Origin of the sequence: Acinetobacter sp. YH12052, assembly GCF_013419835.1 — a bacterium.
Classification (GTDB): Bacteria; Pseudomonadota; Gammaproteobacteria; order Pseudomonadales; family Moraxellaceae; genus Acinetobacter; species Acinetobacter amyesii.
The window spans coordinates 118,633-140,354 of record NZ_VOZI01000006.1; the positions used below are offsets into that span (position 1 = coordinate 118,633).

General features: G+C 42.8%; 20 protein-coding genes and 1 riboswitch. Of the genes, 13 read left to right on the forward strand and 7 right to left on the reverse strand.

The features are described from left to right. The first annotated feature begins 49 nt into the window (after positions 1-49). Positions 50-176: riboswitch (TPP riboswitch) on the forward strand. Positions 177-292: 116 nt separating this feature from the next. From thiC to FTU06_RS06115, 6 genes are all read left to right on the forward strand, one after another. Next, positions 293-2,188, forward strand: coding sequence for a phosphomethylpyrimidine synthase ThiC (gene thiC / locus FTU06_RS06090; RefSeq protein WP_180145519.1), 1,896 nt, complete (start codon positions 293-295; stop codon positions 2,186-2,188). Between the two features lie 76 nt (positions 2,189-2,264). Continuing rightward, positions 2,265-2,885: an NUDIX domain-containing protein gene (locus FTU06_RS06095; RefSeq protein WP_111884865.1), complete on the forward strand. Its 621-nt coding sequence runs from the start codon at positions 2,265-2,267 to the stop codon at positions 2,883-2,885. Between the two features lie 10 nt (positions 2,886-2,895). Continuing rightward, positions 2,896-3,699, forward strand: a complete 804-nt coding sequence (gene cpdA, locus FTU06_RS06100; protein ID WP_078192576.1) for a 3',5'-cyclic-AMP phosphodiesterase — start codon at positions 2,896-2,898, stop codon at positions 3,697-3,699. A gap of 209 nt (positions 3,700-3,908) precedes the next feature. After that, a complete protein-coding gene (gene dksA, locus FTU06_RS06105; protein ID WP_180145522.1) occupies positions 3,909-4,436 on the forward strand; it encodes an RNA polymerase-binding protein DksA in 528 nt (175 codons plus the stop codon). Positions 4,437-4,440: 4 nt separating this feature from the next. Then, a complete protein-coding gene (gene gluQRS / locus FTU06_RS06110) occupies positions 4,441-5,358 on the forward strand; it encodes a tRNA glutamyl-Q(34) synthetase GluQRS (protein WP_373684694.1) in 918 nt (305 codons plus the stop codon). Between the two features lie 85 nt (positions 5,359-5,443). Further along, positions 5,444-5,704 carry a zinc-ribbon domain-containing protein gene (locus tag FTU06_RS06115; protein WP_078189439.1) on the forward strand — a complete coding sequence of 87 codons (261 nt, stop codon included), beginning with the start codon at positions 5,444-5,446 and terminating at the stop codon, positions 5,702-5,704. On the opposite strand, the gene ftsW is transcribed toward FTU06_RS06115, so the two are convergent. The 5 genes from ftsW to FTU06_RS06140 all read right to left on the reverse strand — a co-directional run bounded on the left by ftsW (position 5,693) and on the right by FTU06_RS06140 (position 10,829). Further along, the gene (ftsW, locus tag FTU06_RS06120) at positions 5,693-6,889 is read right to left on the reverse strand and encodes a putative lipid II flippase FtsW (RefSeq protein WP_180088855.1); all 1,197 of its coding nucleotides are present in this window, start codon (positions 6,887-6,889) and stop codon (positions 5,693-5,695) included. The genes FTU06_RS06115 and ftsW overlap by 12 nt on opposite strands. Before the next feature lie 21 nt (positions 6,890-6,910). Further along, positions 6,911-8,257, reverse strand: a complete 1,347-nt coding sequence (gene murD / locus FTU06_RS06125) for a UDP-N-acetylmuramoyl-L-alanine--D-glutamate ligase (protein WP_180039946.1) — start codon at positions 8,255-8,257, stop codon at positions 6,911-6,913. A gap of 158 nt (positions 8,258-8,415) precedes the next feature. Beyond that, positions 8,416-8,667, reverse strand: coding sequence for a DUF6587 family protein (locus tag FTU06_RS06130; RefSeq protein ID WP_180008057.1), 252 nt, complete (start codon positions 8,665-8,667; stop codon positions 8,416-8,418). Positions 8,668-8,703: 36 nt separating this feature from the next. Then, on the reverse strand, positions 8,704-10,569 hold the full coding sequence (gene feoB, locus FTU06_RS06135; RefSeq protein ID WP_180145525.1) for a ferrous iron transport protein B: 1,866 nt from the start codon (positions 10,567-10,569) through the stop codon (positions 8,704-8,706). Next, complete coding sequence (locus tag FTU06_RS06140) at positions 10,566-10,829, reverse strand: FeoA family protein (RefSeq protein WP_180088853.1); 264 nt, start codon at positions 10,827-10,829, stop codon at positions 10,566-10,568. The genes feoB and FTU06_RS06140 overlap by 4 nt, the downstream gene beginning before the upstream one ends. A gap of 172 nt (positions 10,830-11,001) precedes the next feature. On the opposite strand from FTU06_RS06140, the gene xerD reads away from it, so the two are divergent. The 4 genes from xerD to thrC all read left to right on the forward strand — a co-directional run bounded on the left by xerD (position 11,002) and on the right by thrC (position 15,465). After that, positions 11,002-11,919, forward strand: a complete 918-nt coding sequence (gene xerD, locus FTU06_RS06145) for a site-specific tyrosine recombinase XerD (RefSeq protein WP_180088852.1) — start codon at positions 11,002-11,004, stop codon at positions 11,917-11,919. A 96-nt stretch (positions 11,920-12,015) separates the two neighbouring features. Beyond that, positions 12,016-12,828, forward strand: a complete 813-nt coding sequence (locus FTU06_RS06150) for a DsbC family protein (RefSeq protein ID WP_180024244.1) — start codon at positions 12,016-12,018, stop codon at positions 12,826-12,828. A 130-nt stretch (positions 12,829-12,958) separates the two neighbouring features. Next, a complete protein-coding gene (locus FTU06_RS06155; protein WP_078192857.1) occupies positions 12,959-14,263 on the forward strand; it encodes a homoserine dehydrogenase in 1,305 nt (434 codons plus the stop codon). 62 nt (positions 14,264-14,325) lie between these two features. Then, entirely contained in the window at positions 14,326-15,465 is a 1,140-nt protein-coding gene (gene thrC / locus FTU06_RS06160) for a threonine synthase (RefSeq protein ID WP_078192584.1), read from the forward strand. A gap of 123 nt (positions 15,466-15,588) precedes the next feature. Here thrC and FTU06_RS06165 read toward each other — a convergent pair whose 3' ends face one another. After that, complete coding sequence (locus FTU06_RS06165; RefSeq protein ID WP_180145584.1) at positions 15,589-16,638, reverse strand: serine hydrolase; 1,050 nt, start codon at positions 16,636-16,638, stop codon at positions 15,589-15,591. Between the two features lie 212 nt (positions 16,639-16,850). On the opposite strand from FTU06_RS06165, the gene FTU06_RS06170 reads away from it, so the two are divergent. Genes FTU06_RS06170 through FTU06_RS06180 form a run of 3 tightly spaced genes read left to right on the forward strand, consistent with a single transcriptional unit; the run spans position 16,851 to position 20,521 of the window. Continuing rightward, positions 16,851-17,486 (forward strand): response regulator, encoded by a 636-nt coding sequence (locus tag FTU06_RS06170; RefSeq protein WP_078189449.1) that lies wholly within the window; start codon positions 16,851-16,853, stop codon positions 17,484-17,486. 22 nt (positions 17,487-17,508) lie between these two features. Continuing rightward, positions 17,509-19,074 (forward strand): PAS domain-containing sensor histidine kinase, encoded by a 1,566-nt coding sequence (locus FTU06_RS06175; RefSeq protein WP_180145527.1) that lies wholly within the window; start codon positions 17,509-17,511, stop codon positions 19,072-19,074. Positions 19,075-19,093: 19 nt separating this feature from the next. Further along, the gene (locus tag FTU06_RS06180; RefSeq protein WP_180145529.1) at positions 19,094-20,521 is read left to right on the forward strand and encodes a sigma-54 dependent transcriptional regulator; all 1,428 of its coding nucleotides are present in this window, start codon (positions 19,094-19,096) and stop codon (positions 20,519-20,521) included. A 22-nt stretch (positions 20,522-20,543) separates the two neighbouring features. Here the strand turns inward: FTU06_RS06180 and FTU06_RS06185 are convergent, their stop codons facing one another. Then, on the reverse strand, positions 20,544-21,719 hold the full coding sequence (locus tag FTU06_RS06185; RefSeq protein ID WP_180145531.1) for a S41 family peptidase: 1,176 nt from the start codon (positions 21,717-21,719) through the stop codon (positions 20,544-20,546). Positions 21,720-21,722: the final 3 nt, after the last annotated feature.

Below are 21,722 nucleotides of genomic sequence, written 5' to 3' on the forward strand. Positions count from 1 at the left end.
CGATGAAAAATAACACTGTTTTAAAACAGCCTTCATGCTAATATCCGCACAAAGCTTGACGGAGCGCAGGTAATTTCCTGCTGAGATCATCTAAATTTAGTTCGCTAAATTTAAGGATGAGTACCGTTGAACCTGATCAGGTTAATACCTGCGTAGGAATCAAGCCATCTAAAAACTTAAGCCCTTCTTATCTCTTGGTTTTACGCCTTTATTTTCAGGTGAATCCATCAGATAAACTGCCACGTTTTTGGTCGTGCTTGATTCGTTGATGTCATTCATAAGGATCATTGCAATGAACCAATTAACGAATCTCACCGCTTCAGATCGCGCTGCTCAACATGAACAAGATGCTAAAGATCTCACTCGTATTCTCCCCGCGTCAAAAAAAGTCTATATCCAAGGCTCACGTCCAGATATTCGTGTACCAATGCGTGAAATTAGCCTTACAGATACGCCTACAGGTCTGGGTGGAGAAAAAAATCTGCCGATCATGGTTTATGACACCTCTGGTGCTTATACAGACCCCAATATTCAAATTGACCTGAATCAAGGTCTACCTAATGTCCGTGAATCTTGGATCGAGTCACGTAATGATACGGAAATACTCGATACCTTGACTTCAAAATTTGGACAAGAGCGTCTTCGAGATATTCGTACTGCAGAGATTCGTTTTGCGCATATTTCAAAACCCCGTCGCGCTCGTCGTGGGCACAATGTCTCTCAAATGCACTATGCCAAACAAGGCATCATCACCCCTGAAATGGAATACATTGCGATTCGTGAAAATCAGCGTCAGCGTGAAGGTGTCGATATGCGCCAACATGCCGGTCAAAATTTTGGCGCACGTAATTTAACTGAAATCACCCCCGAATTTGTACGTCAAGAAGTGGCTGAAGGTCGTGCGATTATCCCTGCCAACATTAACCACCCTGAATGTGAACCGATGATTATTGGTCGTAACTTCTTGGTGAAAATCAATGCCAATATTGGTAACTCAGCACTTGGTTCAAGCATTGATGAAGAAGTGGCAAAAATGACGTGGGCAACTCGTTGGGGCGCTGACACCATTATGGATTTATCGACAGGTAAAAATATCCATGAAACCCGCGAATGGATTATTCGCAACTCCCCTGTACCGATTGGCACCGTGCCGATTTACCAAGCTTTAGAAAAAGTTGATGGTGTCGCAGAGGACTTAACCTGGGAAATTTTCAAAGACACACTGATTGAACAAGCCGAGCAAGGTGTCGATTACTTTACGATTCACGCAGGCGTGCTGCTTCGTTATGTTCCACTCACCGCCAAACGTTTAACTGGTATTGTGTCACGTGGCGGATCCATCATGGCGCAGTGGTGCTTAGCGCATCATGAAGAAAACTTTCTGTATACGCATTTTGATGAAATCTGCGAAATCATGAAAGCCTATGATGTGTCATTCAGTTTAGGTGATGGTTTACGTCCGGGGTGTATTCAAGATGCCAACGATGAAGCTCAATTTAGTGAATTACGCACCTTAGGTGAATTGACTCACCGTGCATGGGAACATGATGTACAAGTCATGATTGAAGGCCCAGGCCATGTCCCAATGCACATGATCAAAGAAAATATGGATCTACAACTCGAGGTTTGCAAAGAAGCACCCTTCTATACGCTTGGGCCGCTCACCACCGATATTGCCCCGGGCTATGACCACATTACCTCTGCGATTGGTGCGGCAATGATTGGTTGGTACGGCACCGCGATGCTGTGTTATGTGACCCCGAAAGAGCACCTTGGTCTACCAGATAAAAAAGACGTCAAAGATGGCATTATCACCTACAAAATTGCAGCCCATGCCGCAGACCTTGCCAAAGGTCATCCTGGTGCGCAGGCTCGTGATAATGCATTATCCAAAGCACGCTTTGAATTCCGCTGGGAAGACCAATTTAATCTGAGCTTAGACCCTGATACAGCACGCAGCATGCATGATGAAACTATGCCGAAAGAAGCACATAAATCGGCCCATTTTTGTTCCATGTGTGGACCTAAATTTTGCTCGATGAAAATCACACAAAATGTGAGAGATTATGCAAAAAATCAGCAAGATATGCAGCTTTCTTCAGAATCTAATCCTGAAATTGAGATAGGTTTACAAAGCATGAAAGCGGCCTATCATGAACATGGTCAAAAGTTGTACCACAAAGTGTAAAGCTTAAAAAAAATCTTTTGTATTCAACAAAATCTCGGTTAGGATGAAATGGAAGATTTCATCCTAATTAGCGCTTATGAATATTATTAAACAGGCCACATATAACAAAAAAGATTACAGCATTGAAGGGCGTGAACATCTTTATAAAGGCTTTATTCAAGTTGAAAAAGTTCAGCTTCGACACCGCTTATTCCATCAAGACAGCATGATTCCAACCATTCAGCGTGAATTGATTCATCGTCCTGAAGCAGCAGGTGTGCTGATTTATAGTCATCAACAACAAAAATTTGCCTTAATTGAACAATTCCGCATTGGGGCGATTGATGATGAAACTTCGCCATGGCAACTAGAGATTATTGCCGGCGTGCTCGATGGTGATGAATCTGCTGAAAGCTGCATCCGCCGTGAAAGTTTGGAAGAATCAGGCTGTGAATTAGATGCACTACAGCATTTATTTAGTTTTTATCCCTCTGCGGGTGCCTGCGCGGAATTATTCCACCTTTATAGTGCTGAAGCAGAACTGCCTGAACATGGAGGAGTCTTTGGCATGCCTGATGAAGGAGAGAATATTCAATTGCATATCTTAAACTATGCTGATATTCCTGAATTATTAACCAATGGTCGGCTAAAAAACGCACCTGTCATTATGGCCTTGCAATGGTTACAACAACAAATACATACTACAAGGAATGTCTAAGGGGAAGGACATGACTTTAAGGGATACACCACAATACGACTGGACACTGATCCAGATCTCGGACACACATTTAATGGATCAGGAAGATCTTGAATTTGTCCGCATGAATCCAGAGCAAAGTTTTCACGATGTGATTCAACAAATTCAGTTGAACCATCATCACATCGATACGCTTGTCCATACTGGCGATCTTGCACAAGTGCCGGTAGAGCGTACCTATGCGCGTTATCTCGAATATATGCAACAGCAGCCGTTTCCGTTTTATCAGATTCCGGGGAACCATGACGAAGCGTCTTGCTTCCCATTTCATCAACAGGAAGATCGTGCTCACTGCATCGCATTAGGCAATTGGTGTCTGATTTTACTGAACAGTGCGGTTAAAGGAAAAGTGGATGGTTGGGTATCACAACAGCAGTTGGAACAATTAGATCAGTTACTCACAGCACACCCACAGCAACATATCATTGTGGCATGCCACCACCACCCTTTTGCCATGCAATCGCATTGGATAGATCAGCATAAACTAAAGAACGCTGAACATCTCATAGATGTGCTTTCACGCCATGACAATGTCAAAATTGTACTATGCGGACACGTACATCAAGACTCGTCTAATCAATGGCGTAATATTCAGTTTTTATCGACGCCTTCGACCAGTGTTCAGTTCAAACCACATAGTGAAAATTTTGCCTTAGATGAGGCTTTACCAGGGTATCGTGCACTCTATCTGAATGATAATGGTGAATTTAAAACTGAAGTTGTTCGGGTCAAATTAAAGCAACCTCAAATTAATGTTGAAATTTCAGGTTATTAACTTTTCAATTTGATTTTTTTGCTTTACTTTATGGCTTCTAAAGGAAAAGTGATAGTTAGAATCCAAACATCAAAGACTATCAATAAGCAGAAAAAGTCTATATGATGACGACCCCCACAGAAGGAAACTCTGTGTTGGGTGGATAAAAAACTTGCATATCACCATATTTTTTGCGTATAGATATATGCATATGATGAGGAATGCCCTACATGGCGAATGACAACCAAAATCAAGTCTTAGACGAACAAACTGATGTAGTAGACGAAAAGTCTACCAAACGCGTGCGCAAATCAAAGCCAAAGGCGACTGAAGGTGGTTCTACTGCAAGCTTATTTGGTATTGAACCTTATCAGCCTAAAAAGAATGAAGAATACATGTCTGAAGGGCAACTTGAGCATTTCCATCACATCTTATTGGCGTGGAAAGCTGAGTTAATGTCTGAAGTAGACCGTACTTTGAATACCATGCAAGACGAAAATACTGCGCTTCCAGATGTGAACGACCGTGCAACGCAAGAAGAAGAATTTGCGATTGAACTTCGTACACGTGACCGTGAACGTAAACTGATCCGTAAAATTGAACAGTCAATTGAAGCGATCAAAAATGATGACTACGGCTTCTGTGAAACGTGTGGTATCGAAATTGGTTTACGTCGCTTAGAAGCGCGTCCAACAGCGACTTTATGTATCGACTGCAAAACACTTGCAGAGATCAAAGAGAAGCAAAATAACGGTTAATTCTGTGTTGAGTAATTCCTCTCTAGCCCTCCCTTTAGATAAGGGAGGGAAAGCTGCAGAGCATTACGTGGGTCGGTTTGCGCCATCGCCAACCGGCCCTTTGCATTTTGGCTCTTTAATTACAGCAGTCGCAAGCTACTGCGATGCCCGTGCCCATCAGGGGCAATGGGTGGTTCGTATCGAAGATACCGACATTCCACGTATATTTCCCGGCAGCGAAGAACATATCTTACGTTGTATTGATGCATTTCAATTCGAACCAGATGCCGAGATCATTTTCCAAAAAGACCGCTTAGAAATCTATGAGGAAGTCATTGCACATTTGTATTCCCAAGACTTGATCTATGCTTGTCAATGCACCCGAAAAATGCTTGGTTCGAATCATATCTATCAAGGCACATGTCGCAATCTCGGCCTTCCCCTTCAGGATCAGGCCATTCGAATCAAAGTCGATGCACAGAACATTTGTTTTACCGACCGCTTACAAGGGACGCATTGCTCCAATCTGCAACAGGATTTGGGTGACTTTGTCTTAAAACGCCGTGATGGCATTATCAATTATCAACTTGCTGTCGTGGTGGATGACTACCTACAAGGGATGACCCATGTCGTACGTGGAGCTGATCTTTTGGACAATACCGAACGTCAAATTTGGCTCGGACAGGTTTTGGGTTATCCACGCCTTGAATACATGCACTTGCCATTGGCAATGAATAATCAGGGACAAAAACTGTCAAAACAGAATATGGCTCAAGCTCTTGATTTAAAAAAAGCAGCATCTTTATTGCAACAAGCATTGCAGGCCCTACACCAACCGCCAGTCGACTTAGACACGCCGCGTATTATGCTGCAACAGGCGATTGCGCAGTGGGATATTCAACATATTCCCCATGGCACAGCATTGCCTCAAATCTATCAATAAACCCAAATATTGATCTAAGCCAATCACTCGATTTTCAATTGAATTATGCTTTAATAAAGTGATCAATCGACCATTGGAGAGCCTAATGTTTTTTATTTTTGGAGTTGGTCCGAAAACCAAAGTCATTGAAAAGAGCCAATTTACTTGCCCTGTCTGCCGAAGCAGAACTCAGTATGAGTTAAAACAGCAACGTAATTATTTTTCTTTATTTTTTATTCCATTGATTCCCCTTTCTAAAGCCAAGGCGAGCTTGGTCAAATGTCTCCATTGTGGAACGGAGATGCCAGCCAGTGTCCTCCACCATGCATCTCCCGATCCGCAACGAGATACCAATTTAGAAGCTTGATTCTTCTTTACTTGGGTTTACTTCTTTGGTCGTCGCATCGATCTTTAAGATCAGACTCACCATAACCGCACAGATAATCAAAGAAGACCCCCCATAACTAATAAACGGTAAGGTCAAACCTTTGGTAGGAAGCATGCCCATGTTCATGCCGGCATTCACCAAAATTTGCAGCAAGAAGATAATACTAATGCCATAAGCCAAGTAGCCTGCACGTAAGTATTGATGACGTAAAGCACGATGACCAATGCGAATACAGCAGACCAACATCACAAATGACAGCGTCAATACGGTCAAAATCCCAAAGAAGCCAAATTCTTCGCCCAAAACCGCCAACATGAAGTCGGTATGTGCCTCAGGTAAATACGACATTTTTTGAATACTATGACCCAAGCCGACACCAAACCATTCACCGCGACCAAAAGCCATTAATGCATTCGACAACTGATAGCCTGCGCCTAATGGATCATTCCATGGATTTGAGAAGGACATCAAACGTTCTAAACGATAAGGTTCAAATAAAATCAAGAACACAAAGGCCATGATGATCGCACCAAAGGCAATTGCGAACTGAATCAACGGTGCACCTGCGAGGAAGAATACCCCTAGCATAGTTAAGGCAATCACCACCGTCGCCCCTAAATCAGGCTCTGCCATGACTAAACCGACAGTTGCAGCCATAATCACTGCCAATCGTACCAAGCCCTTGATGTTATTGCGAACTTCTTCAGCACGTCGTACCACATAGTCCGCGGTAAATATCGCCATCATGACTTTGGCGACTTCCGAAGCCTGTAAGGTGAAACCAGCAATACGAATCCAACGTTTAGAACCATTGACCTCTGTCCCGACAGCCAATACAGCAGCCAGTAAGATAATCGTGATAATCCATAAAAAGAAGGTGTTGTTAAACCAAACATTCAACGGCACTTTATAGGCGATATAGGCGGCGGCGGCGGCAGCGGCAATCGAAATACCGTGTCGTGAAATGTAATGAAAGGCATTTTCATGCATGCGTTCTGCATAAGGCATCGATGCAGATGCCACCATGATCGAACCAATACACAACAATGCCAAAACACAGAACACCAGAACATTGCGCACGTTGACCTCGGCAGGTAACCGAGGAATCCAACGCTCTACAACTTCATTTATTCTATTTATGGTCGCCTGAGCTAACCCAGCCATACAACTTTCCTTATCATTCTTTTAAACGAGTGCATTCACACAATCAACAAATTGGTGTCCACGCTCACTGTAGCCTTTAAACATATCAAAACTTGCGCACGCTGGAGACAATAACACCACATCATTGGCTACCGCATTTTGTTGGCACAGCTCAACCGCTTGTTTCAAACTTTCAGCATGAATCAGCGTGGTTGTCCCTTCAACCGCTTTTTCAATAATTGGACGATCTTCACCAATCAATACCGCAACTTTGGCATATTTTGAAAGTGAATCACGCAGCGCAGTAAAGTCCTGCCCTTTGCCTTGACCACCTAAAATAATCGCAACTTTACCGCCTTTGGCTTCAATCGCAGCACCTAGACCATCAATCGCAGCTAAAGTCGCACCAATATTGGTGCCTTTAGAGTCATTATAATAACGAACACCATGCACTTCTTTGACAAATTCACAGCGGTGCTCTAAACCTTTAAATGTTTTCAAAGTTTCCAACATGCCTTCTAGGGGCAAACCAATCGCTTCACCCAAAGCTAAACATGCCAAGGCGTTTGCCACATTATGTGTCCCTTGGATATACATGTCTGCACTTTTCAGTAACCGCTCACGACCACGTGCCAACCAAATTGTGCCATCAGTATCACGTAAAATACCGAACTGATTCATATCTGGTGCATTTAGGCCAAAGCTTTGCATTGGAGTAATATCTGGAACCAATGGACGTGTTAATGAGTCATCACGGTTATACACCACTTTTTTCACCGCTTGGAAAATACGATGCTTCGCAGTGTGATAGCCCATCATATCGCCATGACGGTCCAAATGGTCTTCGCTCATGTTCAACACAACAGCAACCTCTGCTGCCAAGTTCGACGTGGTTTCTAATTGAAAACTTGAAAGCTCTAAAACATAAAGCTCAGGATCATCTTTGGTGAGATCCAAAGCCGGTCGACCCAGGTTGCCACCCACTGCCACTTTTTTGCCTGCATCTGCTGCCATAAGACCAAATAAAGTCGTTACGGTACTTTTCGCATTCGAACCTGTAATCGCGACAATTGGCTTATCCGTCGCACGACGTAAAATTTGAATTTCTGAAACCACAGGAATGTTGGCTGCAATGGCCGCCTGAATTTGCGGTAATTTTGGATCTAGCCCCGGGCTGATAATAATTTCTTCTGCTTGGAGTAATAAATCTTGATCCAACTGACCAAAACTGGTTTGTACATCACTTGGAATTTGATCATGACCCGGTGGGACTGCTCGTGAATCGGTGACTGCAACGCGGTAGCCATGGCTATGTAAGAAATTCACTGCGGAAACACCAGAAATCCCTAATCCGGCAACAACCTTCAATCCACCACGCTGTATTAACATTTTCGCCCCATTTTTTGGTCGGTTTTTAAATCTGACAAAATGTTAGCACTTTGCTGTTTTGAATGCTTTTTATGTTTTCACTTTCTCGCAGTTTTTTTGTGTCCGCTCGTAAAAAACCGCCCATCTCGGGCGGTTTCTTCACGCAACGGGCGGTGAGCTTATTTCCACTTCACCGCTTGTACTTCAGCTTTTTTTGCAGATGAATTATCCGAAGCTGAACATCCACAACCGCCTGCACAGCCTGCTGCCATTTTTGGCTTTAACCATTTGGCTAGACTGTTCCAACCACGGTTTGCACAGTGCTCAGATAAAGTTGTGAAGACTGAGTTCGATGTTTTTGGAAATACCTTCTTAAACACCACGACAGCACTCCAAATCACCAATACCGCAATAATTATTGATTCAAGCATGTCTCTCTCCTTTGTTCAGCTTTTGCCATTCACAATTCAGAATCCAAAATAGCGTGTTGCAAATTGATACGTGATGAATGCCATTAAATAAGCCAAACCAAATAAATAGATGGTCATGAAACTCACCGTTTTCAAGGAGCCAGTTTCACGTTTAACTGTCGCCAGTGTCGCCAAGCAATGTGGCGCATAAATAAACCACACCAATAATGATAAACCGGTTGCCAATGACCAACCCAATGACCCATCACTACTAATTAAATTTGCCAGGCCTTGAGACATGGCATCGTCATCTGTTGCAGACAAGGCATACACCGTACCCAATGCCGCCACAACGACTTCACGTGCCGCCATCGCTGGAATTAAGGCAATACAGATCTGCCAGTTAAAACCTAATGGTGCAAAAATCGGTTGTAATACATGCCCAAGCATACCTGCCAATGAATAATCAATATCCGGCAAGGTTGCGCCTTCTGGCGGTTGCGGGAAAGTACACAAGAACCATAACAAAATCGATAAAGCGAAAATGATGCCACCAACACGCTTCAAGAAGATCTTGGCACGGTCCAGTAAACCAATCCAAACACTCTTAATATCTGGGAAACGGTAGCTTGGAAGTTCCATCAATAAGGCATGCTGTGATTTATCTTTTTGGAAGAATTTCAGCACTGTTGCCACAATTAAGGCACTCACAATCCCTGCTGCATATAATGCAAATAACACCAAGCCTTGTAAGTTAAAGACGCCCCAGACCATTTGCTGTGGAATAAATGCTGAGATCAGCAAGGCATAAACCGGTAAACGTGCCGAACACGTCATCAACGGCGCAACTAAAATCGTGACCAGACGATCTCGGGGGTCTTGAATACTCCGGGTTGCCATAATGCCCGGTACAGCACAGGCAAAGCTCGACAGCAAAGGAATAAAAGCACGTCCACTCAAACCCGCTTTAAACATCAGCTTATCTAGCAAGAATGCTGCACGTGGTAAATAACCTGATTCTTCTAAAACCAAAATAAAGAAGAATAAAATTAAAATCTGCGGCAAGAACACCACTACACCGCCTGCACCAGCAATGATCCCATCAACGACCAAGCTGTTCAGTAGTGGATGTGAAATGTGTTCACCGACTAATTCACCGAACCAACCGAAGAAGGTTTCAATACCGTCCATAAACGGCGCAGCCCATGCAAACACCGCTTGGAAGATAATAAACATCATCACCGCTAAGGTAATTAAACCAAAGACTGGATGTAGAAAAATTTTATCAAGGAAGTCTGAGCGTTTATCTTCATGATCAACAAACATCACCACGTCTTTTAAAATTTGTTCAATTTTTTCGTGGTTAGTCCCAGAAAGATTGGTATCACTTAATGACGCATCTGGTTTTCTGAAACCTTCAGCATCCAAAGCACCCATTAAGTTTTCAATACCCGCATTACGTACAGCAACGGTTTCTACGACAGGCACACCCAAACGCTGAGACAGCTTTTGGGTATTGATTTGCATGCCACGACGACGTGCTTCATCCATCATGTTGAGGACAAGTAAAATTGGACGACCCAAATCGATCATTTCCATGACCAAACCGAGGTGCAATTTTAAGTTTGTCGCATCAACTACACATAAAAAGACATCTTGATGCCCTTCTTCTGCAATTTTACCTTGCACGACATCACGCGTAATGGCTTCATCAGGACTCGTCGCTTCTAAGCTATATGTCCCCGGCAAATCCAAAACTCGAACAGATTTACCCGATGGCAACGTAAATTGACCAACTTTACGCTCAACCGTTACCCCAGCATAGTTTGCAACTTTCTGACGTGTGCCCGTTAAATGATTGAATAATGAAGTTTTACCACAGTTTGGATTACCAACGAGGGCAATACGTAACGCATCACTCATGCTGATGCCCCTTCCATTGCTATTTCCACTTTTTCAGCTTCTACTTTTCGCAGTGCGAAACGAGTAAACCCAATTTGAATTAAAATCGGGTCACCACCAAAAATACCTTTGGTAATCACCTGTACTTTTGTTCCGGGAACAAAACCCAAAGTCTCTAAACGGCTAGCGACTAAATCAGCCGGAGCATTGTTGCCATTCTGGTTACGATGTACCTTATGAATGACTGCGCTTTGTTTCACTTTCAAATCAGATAATCGCACGCAACTAACCCTAAAAAATTTTGAACATTATACAAACAAATGAGAATAATTAACAAATCGGATTCGATTTCAATTCTCATTTAACAATCTAGCATCGACACGACTATTTTTTTAAATTACATTGCATTAAACCATTGTGATTTCTTGGTTTAATTTCGAAAATGAGCGGCACATGTTAAATAAAAAACCACGTATTCCTACCCCAGTCCAAATTCCAGAAACACTCAGTTTTTTACACGGATATCGTGATGATTTAATTGCTCAAACCGTCAGCCCACATACCCGAAATGCATATTTATCTGATTTAATTCAATGTAGTGAGTGTCATACGCATGTCATGACAGATTGGAGCAGTGACGACATTTCAGATGTCTTGCTCAGCCTGACTAAACAAGGAAAAAGTCCACGCTCGATCGCCCGCTCACTTTCTGCACTGCGTTCATTTTTCAAGTTCTTGCGCGAACAAAAAATACGCAATGACAATCCTGTGGCAATCCATAAAACACCCAAATTGGGTCGTGCCCTACCAAAGGACTTATCCGAAGCAGATGTCGAAGCCCTGATCAATGCCCCAGACCTCAGCACCGCTTTGGGTCTACGTGATCGTGCCATGCTCGAAGTGCTGTATGCCTGTGGTTTACGTGTCTCTGAGTTATTAAATTTAAGATTAGAACTGATCAATCTTAAACAAGGCTATTTACGAATTACCGGTAAAGGCAATAAAGAACGCTTAGTCCCTTTAGGACAAATGGCGGTGGAATGGATCGAGAAGTATTTAGCTGAAGCACGTCCCGTTTTATACAAAAGTGCAACCGATGCTTTATTTCTCACTCAACTTGGTGGAATGATGAGTCGCCAAAACTTTTGGTACGCGATTAAACGCTATGCGCTCATTGCAGGCATTCAAGCCGAATTATCACCACATACCTTACGCCACGCCTTTGCCACGCATTTGCTCAACCACGGTGCCGACTTACGTGTCGTGCAGATGCTGCTCGGCCACAGTGACTTATCCACCACACAAATTTATACCCATGTTGCGCAGGTTCGTATGCAAAAATTACATTCAGATTATCATCCGAGAGCTTAACGGCAGGAAATATCAGACCAAGAAGTTCTATTGTGCCCGATATTTTTTGCTATGCTTACTCACCTGTTTGATAAAGCTAAAAGAAAAGGGTTGTTTATGTTATTTACCCGTTCAAAAATTTTTCTCGCATCGACACTTGTTGCCAGTATGGCGTTAGTGGCTTGTTCTAATTCAAATAATGACGAAAAGAAAGATGCGACATTAACGGCAAGTACGCCTGCAACTGGTGAAGCTTCGAATTTATCTGAACGTAATGCTCAGCAGCGTTTAATTGATACTTTGCAATCCAATCTGCAAAAAGCCAATATCAATGCCAAAGTCACTGGGGTGAAAGCGACTGAAGTTCCTAATTTGTTTTGGGTAAGCTTTGAAGGCATGCCTGCGGTCTATGCTACAGCTGATGGTAAATACATTTTCCAAGGCGACGTGGTTCGTTTAGGTGAAAAACAACTCTTTAATGTAGGCGATACCCTACAAGCAGAGGCCAACAAAAAATTATTTGATCAATTAAAAACTGAAGACCTACTGATCTATAAAGCCAAAGGTAAAACCAAACACGTGGTTTATGTGTTTACCGATGTCAGCTGTCCTTATTGCCACAAATTACATGAACAAATGGATGATATTAATGCCCGTGGCATTGAAGTCCGTTATATCGCTTGGCCACGTGGTGAACAACACATGCCAATGATGGAAACTATCTGGTGTAGCAAAGACCGTCGTGCCGCATTTGATAAAGCCATTGCCGGTGAGCAAATCGAGCCTGCATCATGTCAAAACCCTGTGCGCAGCATGTATGAAATGGGTCTAAATATTGGTGTGAATGGTACGCCAGCGATCTATAACGCAGAAGGCAAACACATCGGTGCTTACATGTCGGCTTCCGAACTTGAAAGTGCGCTTAAATAACTAATTTTTATAGGCTAAATGAATGTTTTTTATGGGTAGGAATAAAGTGATTTCTACCCTAGAGTCCGAACGTTTTTTTAGCTATGATCTAAACTCACTTAAAGCAATGATGAAATAAATGGAGTGTGACGTGAAACCAGTTCGTCTGGCAATCCTCGGTCTTGGTACTGTGGGTGGTGGTGCCCTTAAACTACTAAAAGAAAATGCTGCTGAGATTAAACGTCGCACCGGTCGTGAAATTGAAATTACCCATGTGGGTACGCGTCGCCCTCGTCCTGATTTAGAACTGCCTGCTTCAGTGAAGCAAAGTGCTGATTTATTGGATATCGTCCGTCAACCCGATGTAGACGTTGTGGTTGAAGTTATGGGCGGCATTCACCCTGCGTATGAAGTGATTCGTGAAGCAATCGTTCATGGCAAACAAGTAGTCACGGCCAACAAAGCTTTATTAGCTGAACACGGGAATGAATTATTTAAATTGGCAGATGATCATCACGTTCAGATTGCTTATGAAGCAGCTGTCGCAGGTGGTATCCCAATTATTAAAGTCCTCCGTGAGGGTTTGGCAGCCAATAAAATTGACTGGCTTGCAGGTATCATTAACGGTACTGGTAACTTTATCCTGACTGAAATGCGTGAAAAAGGTCGTGCCTTTGCAGACGTTCTCAAAGAAGCGCAAGAACTCGGTTATGCCGAAGCAGATCCAACCTTCGACGTCGAAGGGATCGATGCGGCGCACAAGTTAACATTGCTGGCTTCTATTGCTTTTGGTATCCCACTCCAATTTGACAAAGTCTTCACTGAAGGCATCAGCAAAGTTACTGCGCAAGATGTCAAATATGCAGAAGACCTCGGTTTCCGTATTAAACATTTAGGTATTGCACGTCGTGCTGCAACGGGTATTGAACTTCGTGTGCATCCAACGCTGATCCCTGAAGACCAACTGATTGCCAATGTAAATGGCGTTAAAAATGCTGTGTTGGTTCAAGCCAATGCCGTTGGTCCAACGCTTTACTATGGCGCAGGCGCAGGTGCAGGCCCGACCGCATCAGCGGTGGTTGCTGATGTTGTCGATATTGTCCGTGACATCTCATATACCGAAGATGGTGCAGGTACAATTCCACAGCTTGCGTTTGAAGCCCTAACTGATTTACCAATTCTTCCACGTGAAGAAATGACCACTGGATACTACATCCGTATTAATGCCGAAGATCAAACTGGCGTTCTTGCTGATGTCACTACGATTTTAAGCCGTGCAGGAATTAGCATCGATGCGATCATGCAACAGCCGCGCTTAAAAGACCTTATTCCTATCGTGATTCTGACTGATCCAGTCAAAGAATCTAAAATGGATGAAGCACTTCAACAAATTCAAGCATTGCCTGTCATTCATGGCGAAATTGTACGAATTCGTTTAGAATCGCTTGATAATTAATCGGGTCGAGGGGAATATTTCAGTTCCTCTCGCCAAGCTCTACACACAATTGGAACATCATCATGTCTAATGCCAATCGTTATACTGGTTTAGTTGACCGCTATCGCGACCGTTTACCCGTATCTGCAACTACTCGCGCAATTTCTTTGGGCGAAGGTAATACGCCACTGATTAAGCTTGAGAATATTCCACGCATTATTGGCAAAAATGTTGAAATTTATGTGAAGTACGAGGGCTTAAACCCGACTGGTTCATTTAAAGACCGTGGTATGACCATGGCTGTAACAAAAGCAGTTGAAGAAGGCTCTAAAGCAATTATCTGTGCATCTACAGGTAATACATCTGCTGCAGCGGCTGCTTATGCTGCACGTGCAGGCATTAAAGCCTTTGTGCTCATCCCAGAAGGCAAAATTGCCATGGGTAAAATGGCACAAGCGATGATGTATGGCGCAGTAACAATGCAAATCCACGGTAACTTCGATGACGGTATGCGTCTTGTAAAAGAAGTTGCGGATCAAGCACCAGTTACGATTGTAAACTCAATCAACCCATACCGTCTGCAAGGTCAAAAAACCATTGCTTACGAAATCGTTGACGAATTAGGTCGTGCACCAGACTACCACTGCCTACCTGTAGGTAATGCGGGTAACATCACAGCACACTGGATGGGTTATACCGAAGCTGTGGCGAATCAGCCTAAAGAAGAATTTGTACAAGTGGTTTATGATCCTGAAACTGATCAATTCACAGGTCCAAAACCTGCGGGTCTACCAACAATGGTGGGTTACCAAGCTGCTGGCGCGGCACCATTCCTACGCGGTGCACCTGTAGAAAACCCTGAAACTGTAGCAACTGCGATCCGTATTGGTAACCCACAAAGCTGGAACCATGCTAAAGCAGTAGTCCGCGACTCAGAAGGCTGGTTCGATGAACTTCAAGATGCTGAAATCCTAGAAGCACAGCGTCTACTGTCTATGTACGAAGGTGTATTCGTAGAACCTGCTTCTGCAGCGTCTATCGGTGGTGCGATTCGTGACATTAAAGCAGGTAAAATTGCTGAAGGTTCTGTGATCGTATGTACTGTAACAGGTAACGGTTTAAAAGATCCTGACACTGCCATCAAGCAATGCCAAGACGCCGTGATGTTGTCGATTGATGCAACTATGGATCAAGTTCGCGATTCAATTCTGTCAAATATGTAATTCATATGCTGACTAAATAAAAAAGCCCTGCTCTTGCAGGGCTTTTTTATATCTTGCATTCACTTCAGCATTTAAACGTTGAGTAAATCCAAATACTGAAAGAATGAAAAATCTGAAATCTTATTAAATACGTTTTGGTAACTGGCTCGCCCAATTCATTAAACGTGTCGCATCATTGGTTCGTGCAACTGAAGAATCCGCACCCAATAACACCACTACCGCTGGACGGTTATTCAATGTGGTATGCATCACTACACAGCGCCCTGCTTCATTAATAAATCCAGTTTTTGAAATATTAATATTCCAACCACCATTACGCACTAAAGCATTAGTATTGTTTGATTTCAACACGCGGTAGCCCAAATTAAAGTCATAACTTGGTGTGGTTGAAAATTGGCGAATCAAACCATACTGCGAAGCGGTATTCACCAAAATCCCCAAGTCACGTGCCGAAGCAACATTGCCTGGGTGCAAGCCAGTCGATTCCATATAATGAGTCGAGTTCATCCCTAATGAGCGTGCTTTCGCATTCATCGCTGAAATAAATGCAGAACGACCACCTGGATAAGTACGTGCTAATGCCGAAGCCGCTGGGTTTTCAGATTTCATCAAAGCAAATAGCAAAGCTTCTGCGCGGTTCATACTGTCGCCAGCACGCAGCGTTGAACTTGAGCTTTTACAGCCTGAACATGAGAAATCAGACTGTTGTAAGGTAATCTTTTCAGACATGTTTAATCGGGTATCTGAAATCACTACTGCTGTCATGAGTTTGGTAATTGATGCAATCGGTAAAGCGGTATTGCTATTTTTGCTATATAGCACTTCACCAGTTTGACCATCCATAACCAGTGCTGCACGCGCATTTACAGAGGGCTGTCCTGCGTATTGATTGGTATCAATAATACGGACCGTTTTCGATGGTGCTGTCTGTACCACACCGCCTGTACTACGTACAGAAGTAGTCACTTTCGTTGACCCTTGAGGAGATGGCTCTTCAGCGCTATAAGACACGTCACCGTTGAGTAACTGGTTTGCATCTTCAGATGACCAGCTAATATTTGACTGCTGATTTGCAGCACTATTCATCACAATTTCAGCAGAACTGAAACTGCTCATACTGAATAAAATTGACATGCCCAAAACGTGCATGAAGGATTTATTTAATTTTTTCACCATTGCTCACTCAACTCAGGATACTAAACATTTGCGCAAGACCAGCAATATGCCGTACATTGGTCACAACTACGAACATTTTTTGCTCACACATTGTGTATGAAGTTTTTCATTTCATATAAGAATAGGATTGCTAATTTTGTCGTTTCATTGCAAGCTTATTTTGCTTTATGTAACAAAAAAAACAGGTTTTGATTTGAGGGAGAGTGTAGGTGATCACAGTTTTGGTGGTAGATGACCATGAATTAGTCCGTACTGGTATTTGCCGTATGCTCGAAGACCATGCAGATGTCCAAGTCATTGGACAAGCCGAATCGGGTGAAGATGCGATTACACTTGTTCGCCAACACCATCCAAATGTTGTTCTATTAGATGTCAATATGCCAGGGATCGGAGGTGTAGAAACCACACGTCGCCTACTTCAAACAGCGCCAGATACAAAAGTCCTTGCTGTCAGTGGTCTTGCTGAAGAACCCTACCCGTCTTTATTATTAAAAGCAGGTGCCAAAGGCTATATCACCAAAGGTGCACCAGTTACTGAAATGGTCCGTGCGATTAATAAAGTGATGCAAGGCGGCAAATATTTCAGTGCAGACATTGCAGAACAACTGGCCAGCTCATATTTGTCTGATACACAACAATCACCTTTTGACGCCCTGTCTGAGCGTGAAATGCAAGTTGCCATGATGGTGGTCAATTGTATTAGTGCACAAGAAATTTCTGATAAATTATTCGTTAGCGTTAAAACGGTGAATACCTACCGTTACCGCATTTTTGAAAAACTGAATATTGATAGTGATGTCAAACTAACTCACTTGGCGATTCGCTACGGGTTAATCAAACCTTAACACAACGTACATCCTGTTACTTATGACACAGCGTTCAATTCATAGTGAATTGAACCAGTATCATTTAGGCCTTTGGTACAGTGCTTATCGCTTTATCATCAGTGCCTGTCTGTTACTGGTCTTTTTACTGACCTACACTCAATTCACTTCAGATTATGAATACCCACGTTTATACCTATATGTATTGACGATTTATTTGCTGTTTACCAGCATTCAATTCATGTCGCTTGGACGCTTCAAAGTCCGTATTCCAAACCAGCTACTGCTGTTATTCATCGTAGATGTGATTTCGCTGAGCTTACTGACCTTAGCCATCGATGGACCCAATTTACATTTGAGTTTGCTGTTTGTGATTACGATTTTTGCAGCATCCCTGTTATTAGATGCCCAAAAAGCCTTGGTCATCACCCTCATCGCTGTGATCTGTGTGGTATATCAACTGTTTTTAGGTTCAATTCTTGAATTTACCTCACTTAAAAATTTAACCAACAGTGCGATTTTGGCTTTTTTATTTTGTGTAGTGTATGGCAGTGCGCAAATTGCCGTGAAACGTTTCCAGTTATTGGAAAATCTGAATTTTTCGCAATCCTTAGAGCTCCATCGGCTACAAAACATTAATCGCTATATTTTAGAGCAGATTGACACGGGCTATTTAGTATTGGATGAAAACTGTCATGTAGTGCTGAGTAATCCTGCTGCTTGCCATTTACTCGGCATGCCAAATTCTTATCATCATGACCAATATCCGCTATATACCACGCAGCCAGACTTATTTGAATTACTCAAATTTGAAGATTTAAAAAGCGGTGAAAAATTCCAATTTGAATCACAACAAAGCCAGTACCACATTCAGGTACTCGTACAAAAACTCGTTGTGCCGCATCAAATGCTGACCTTACTGATTTTACAAGATGCACAAAAACTCAATCAGCAAGTGCAACAACTAAAATTAGCCGCTTTAGGGCAACTTTCCGCCAGTATTGCCCACGAAATTCGCAATCCTTTAGCGGCAATTGTGCATGCCAATGATTTATATCCGCAAAGTGATACCGAACAACAGCACATGTTGAATCATATGATTTCACGTCAAGCGGTGCGGATTGACCGGATTATTCAAGACACCCTAAATATGGTGCGCAATAAGGAAACCCATCCGACTCGTCTGAATCTAGAAAAATTTTTACCGCTGTTCCTACAAGAAGATCTGGCAGACATTCAACAGAACATTCGACTCAATGTACAAGCCAAAACCTTTATCGATTTTGATGAGGCACAGTTCAGACAAATTTTAATCAACCTAATTCGTAATGCCATTCGCCATAACAATCCGGACATGTCGTATATCGAAGTGGTAGCGCGGACGGATCAGAAAAAAGTCCAGATCGATGTCCGAGATTTCGGTCATGGGGTTGCTTTACAAAACCGCGCACAGTTATTTCAACCATTTTTTAGTACCGAAATTACTGGAACTGGTTTAGGATTATATCTTGCTCATAGCTTCTGTGAAGCGAATCAAGCACAGCTTTCCTATGTAGAACAAAAACAGGGAGCTTGCTTTAGGATTGAGTGCTTACAAGCTGTTATTTAATTGTTTTTAGGGGAAAACTGTGGATTCACAACCACTGGTATTGTTAGTTGATGACGAAGAAGACTTATGTATGCTGATGCAAATGTCTTTATCAAGGATGGGGGTTAAAACGCATGTTACACATCGCCTCGACGAAGCTAAAAAAGCCTTGTCTACCTATAGCTACGATGCCTGCCTAACCGATCTCAACTTACCCGATGGTAATGGTCTACAGCTCTTAGATTGGATGAATGAACACTGTCCTGCCCTTCCAGTTGCTGTGCTAACAGCCTATGGCAACATGGACATTGCCATTGCCGCATTAAAGGCGGGAGCTTTCGACTTTGTCAGCAAACCGATCAATCCAAAACATCTTGAACAACTGCTACAGAAAGCCCTGAATAAGCCATTGGCCGAAGACATTACTTCGCAAGATGCTTTAGAACATAAAATGTTGATTGGTGAATCGCTTCCAATCCAGCAATTGCGTCGAACTCTAAAGAAAATTGCACGTTCACAAGCACCTGTTTTTATTACGGGTGAATCTGGTACGGGTAAAGAGGTCGTAGCCAATCTGGTTCACCGTTTAAGCAACCGTAATGAAGGGCCCTTTATTGCTATTAACTGTGGGGCAATTCCGACCGAGTTAATGGAAAGTGAACTTTTTGGCCATAAAAAAGGCAGCTTTAGTGGTGCCACCCAAGACAAACAAGGTTTGATTCAATCTGCACATGGCGGTAGCTTATTTCTGGACGAAATTGCCGAATTACCTTTAGCCATGCAAGTTAAACTGCTACGTGCGGTACAGGAAAAACGTATTCGTCCTGTAGGTTCAGACTGTGAAATTGATGTTGATTTCCGTGTGATCAGTGCCAGTCATCAGGACTTAGAAGCGCTCGTCCAACAAGGTCGATTCCGCCAAGATTTATTTTTCCGCATCCATGTGATGGATTTAGTGTTGCCTGCCTTACGTGAACGTGGCGACGATATCCTCTTATTGGCGCAACATTTTATTCAAAAAATTAGCCATGAATGGGAAATTGCCACTAAGCCTCTAACTGAACGTGCGAAGAGTTTCCTGCTCAGCCAATATTATCCGGGTAATGTGCGTGAACTCCGCAATATTATCGAACGTGCCATGACCCTCTGCGATGATGAGCAAATTGATCTTCAACATCTGCAAAGTGCGCCATTAAGACAACCGAGTGCTCAGTTCAATTCCGCTCCAACAACGAATGATTCTGCTCAGTTGGGTGCAAACAGCAACGAACAGAGTGTGGTCCCTCGCAAACTACCTGAAGAAGGCTTAGAGCTCTTTTTAGAAAATATCGAAAAAGAAGTGCTCATGAATGCGTTAAACATCACCCACTGGAACCGAACCCTTGCCGCAAAAAAATTAGGCATGTCATTCCGTTCATTGCGCTATCGTTTGAAAAAATTCGGCTTAGATACCGAAGACGAAGAGTAAAAGTTTTCCAGCGTATTGCTGTTTATTTTTGATTCAGCAATAACTCTGCAACATGATCGACATAGTGATCTTCACGTGCATCATGTTGCAGCGGATAGTTATAGTCTGGCTGCACTCCAATTCCTTCAATCATTTTGCCATTCGGTGTCAGATATTGCGACACAGTCATTTGTAAAGCCGCACCATTACTCAATGGAAATAGTTTTTGAACCACACCTTTACCATAACTTTTCTCACCCGCTACCCATGCACGTTTATGCTCTTTTAATGCTGCGGTAAAGACCTCTGCGGCAGAAGCAGAACGATTGTTGATTAAAATACCAACTTTCATATTTTGAAATTCAAAACTCGGTAAAGCCTGAAACTGTTGGTCACCCTCAGATCGACTTCGAGTCGACACAATAATGCCCTGATTCAAAAACAAATCGGCAGACTCCACTGCTGCGGACAATAACCCGCCGGGGTTATTTCTTAAATCAAACAATACGGCTTTGACACGTGAACCATGACTTTCAATTAAACGCTTAATTTCATTGGCTGTATCTTGTTGAAAAACTTTTACGTGTAAGACTAAAACCTGATTATTTAATAATTTAGATTCTATATCTGTTTCAACTTTAGTGTTTCTGACCAGATTGATCGGTTGACTTGCAGTTATCAATTGTAGATTCAGCGTCGAGCCGATACTGCCTGTGAGCAAGTGTCGCACTTGATCTTGATTGAGTTTTTTGAGTTCTTGATCATCAATTTTAAATACCGCCGCGCCATTTTTCAGACCTAGCTTTGCAGAATCTGCATCAGGCTTTAAATTGGTGATGACCCATTGCTGTAGACCTGCATCAAAGCGCAAATTGAAATCGACACTCGCAATATCCCCTTCGGTGTATTGCAAAAGCTGCTTATAGTCTTCAGGTGAAAGATATCGTGAATAGCGGTCTAAACCACTGACCATGCCTTTGATGGCTTGTTGGAATAATGCATCGTCATTTTTTTCAACGACATAATTTTCTTTGACAATGCCATAGATCTGAACAAATTGTTGGATCGATTCGACAGGTACTTCGGCATAACTTTGTTCATAGCTGCCATCAAATTCATCGAAAGCCGACTTTGCTTTGTCGGCTCCCCATGTCGAATGACTAGAACACAGCAGCAAGGCTGTAAGGCTTACAACTGACGTCCAGTGTGCTTTAGTCATTCA

Excerpts from the sequence above, each read along its gene's own strand:
- FTU06_RS06115 (WP_078189439.1), top strand. The coding sequence starts at position 5,444 with ATGTTTTTTATTTTTGGAGTTGGTCCGAAAACCAAAGTCATTGAAAAG.
- FTU06_RS06150 (WP_180024244.1), top strand. The coding sequence starts at position 12,016 with ATGTTATTTACCCGTTCAAAAATTTTTCTCGCATCGACACTTGTTGCC.
- thiC (WP_180145519.1), top strand. The coding sequence starts at position 293 with ATGAACCAATTAACGAATCTCACCGCTTCAGATCGCGCTGCTCAACAT.
- FTU06_RS06095 (WP_111884865.1), top strand. The coding sequence starts at position 2,265 with ATGAATATTATTAAACAGGCCACATATAACAAAAAAGATTACAGCATT.
- feoB (WP_180145525.1), bottom strand. The coding sequence starts at position 10,569 with ATGAGTGATGCGTTACGTATTGCCCTCGTTGGTAATCCAAACTGTGGT.
- xerD (WP_180088852.1), top strand. The coding sequence starts at position 11,002 with ATGTTAAATAAAAAACCACGTATTCCTACCCCAGTCCAAATTCCAGAA.
- FTU06_RS06185 (WP_180145531.1), bottom strand. The coding sequence starts at position 21,719 with ATGACTAAAGCACACTGGACGTCAGTTGTAAGCCTTACAGCCTTGCTG.
- murD (WP_180039946.1), bottom strand. The coding sequence starts at position 8,257 with ATGTTAATACAGCGTGGTGGATTGAAGGTTGTTGCCGGATTAGGGATT.
- dksA (WP_180145522.1), top strand. The coding sequence starts at position 3,909 with ATGGCGAATGACAACCAAAATCAAGTCTTAGACGAACAAACTGATGTA.
- thrC (WP_078192584.1), top strand. The coding sequence starts at position 14,326 with ATGTCTAATGCCAATCGTTATACTGGTTTAGTTGACCGCTATCGCGAC.
- cpdA (WP_078192576.1), top strand. The coding sequence starts at position 2,896 with ATGACTTTAAGGGATACACCACAATACGACTGGACACTGATCCAGATC.
- FTU06_RS06175 (WP_180145527.1), top strand. The coding sequence starts at position 17,509 with ATGACACAGCGTTCAATTCATAGTGAATTGAACCAGTATCATTTAGGC.
- FTU06_RS06130 (WP_180008057.1), bottom strand. The coding sequence starts at position 8,667 with ATGCTTGAATCAATAATTATTGCGGTATTGGTGATTTGGAGTGCTGTC.
- ftsW (WP_180088855.1), bottom strand. The coding sequence starts at position 6,889 with ATGGCTGGGTTAGCTCAGGCGACCATAAATAGAATAAATGAAGTTGTA.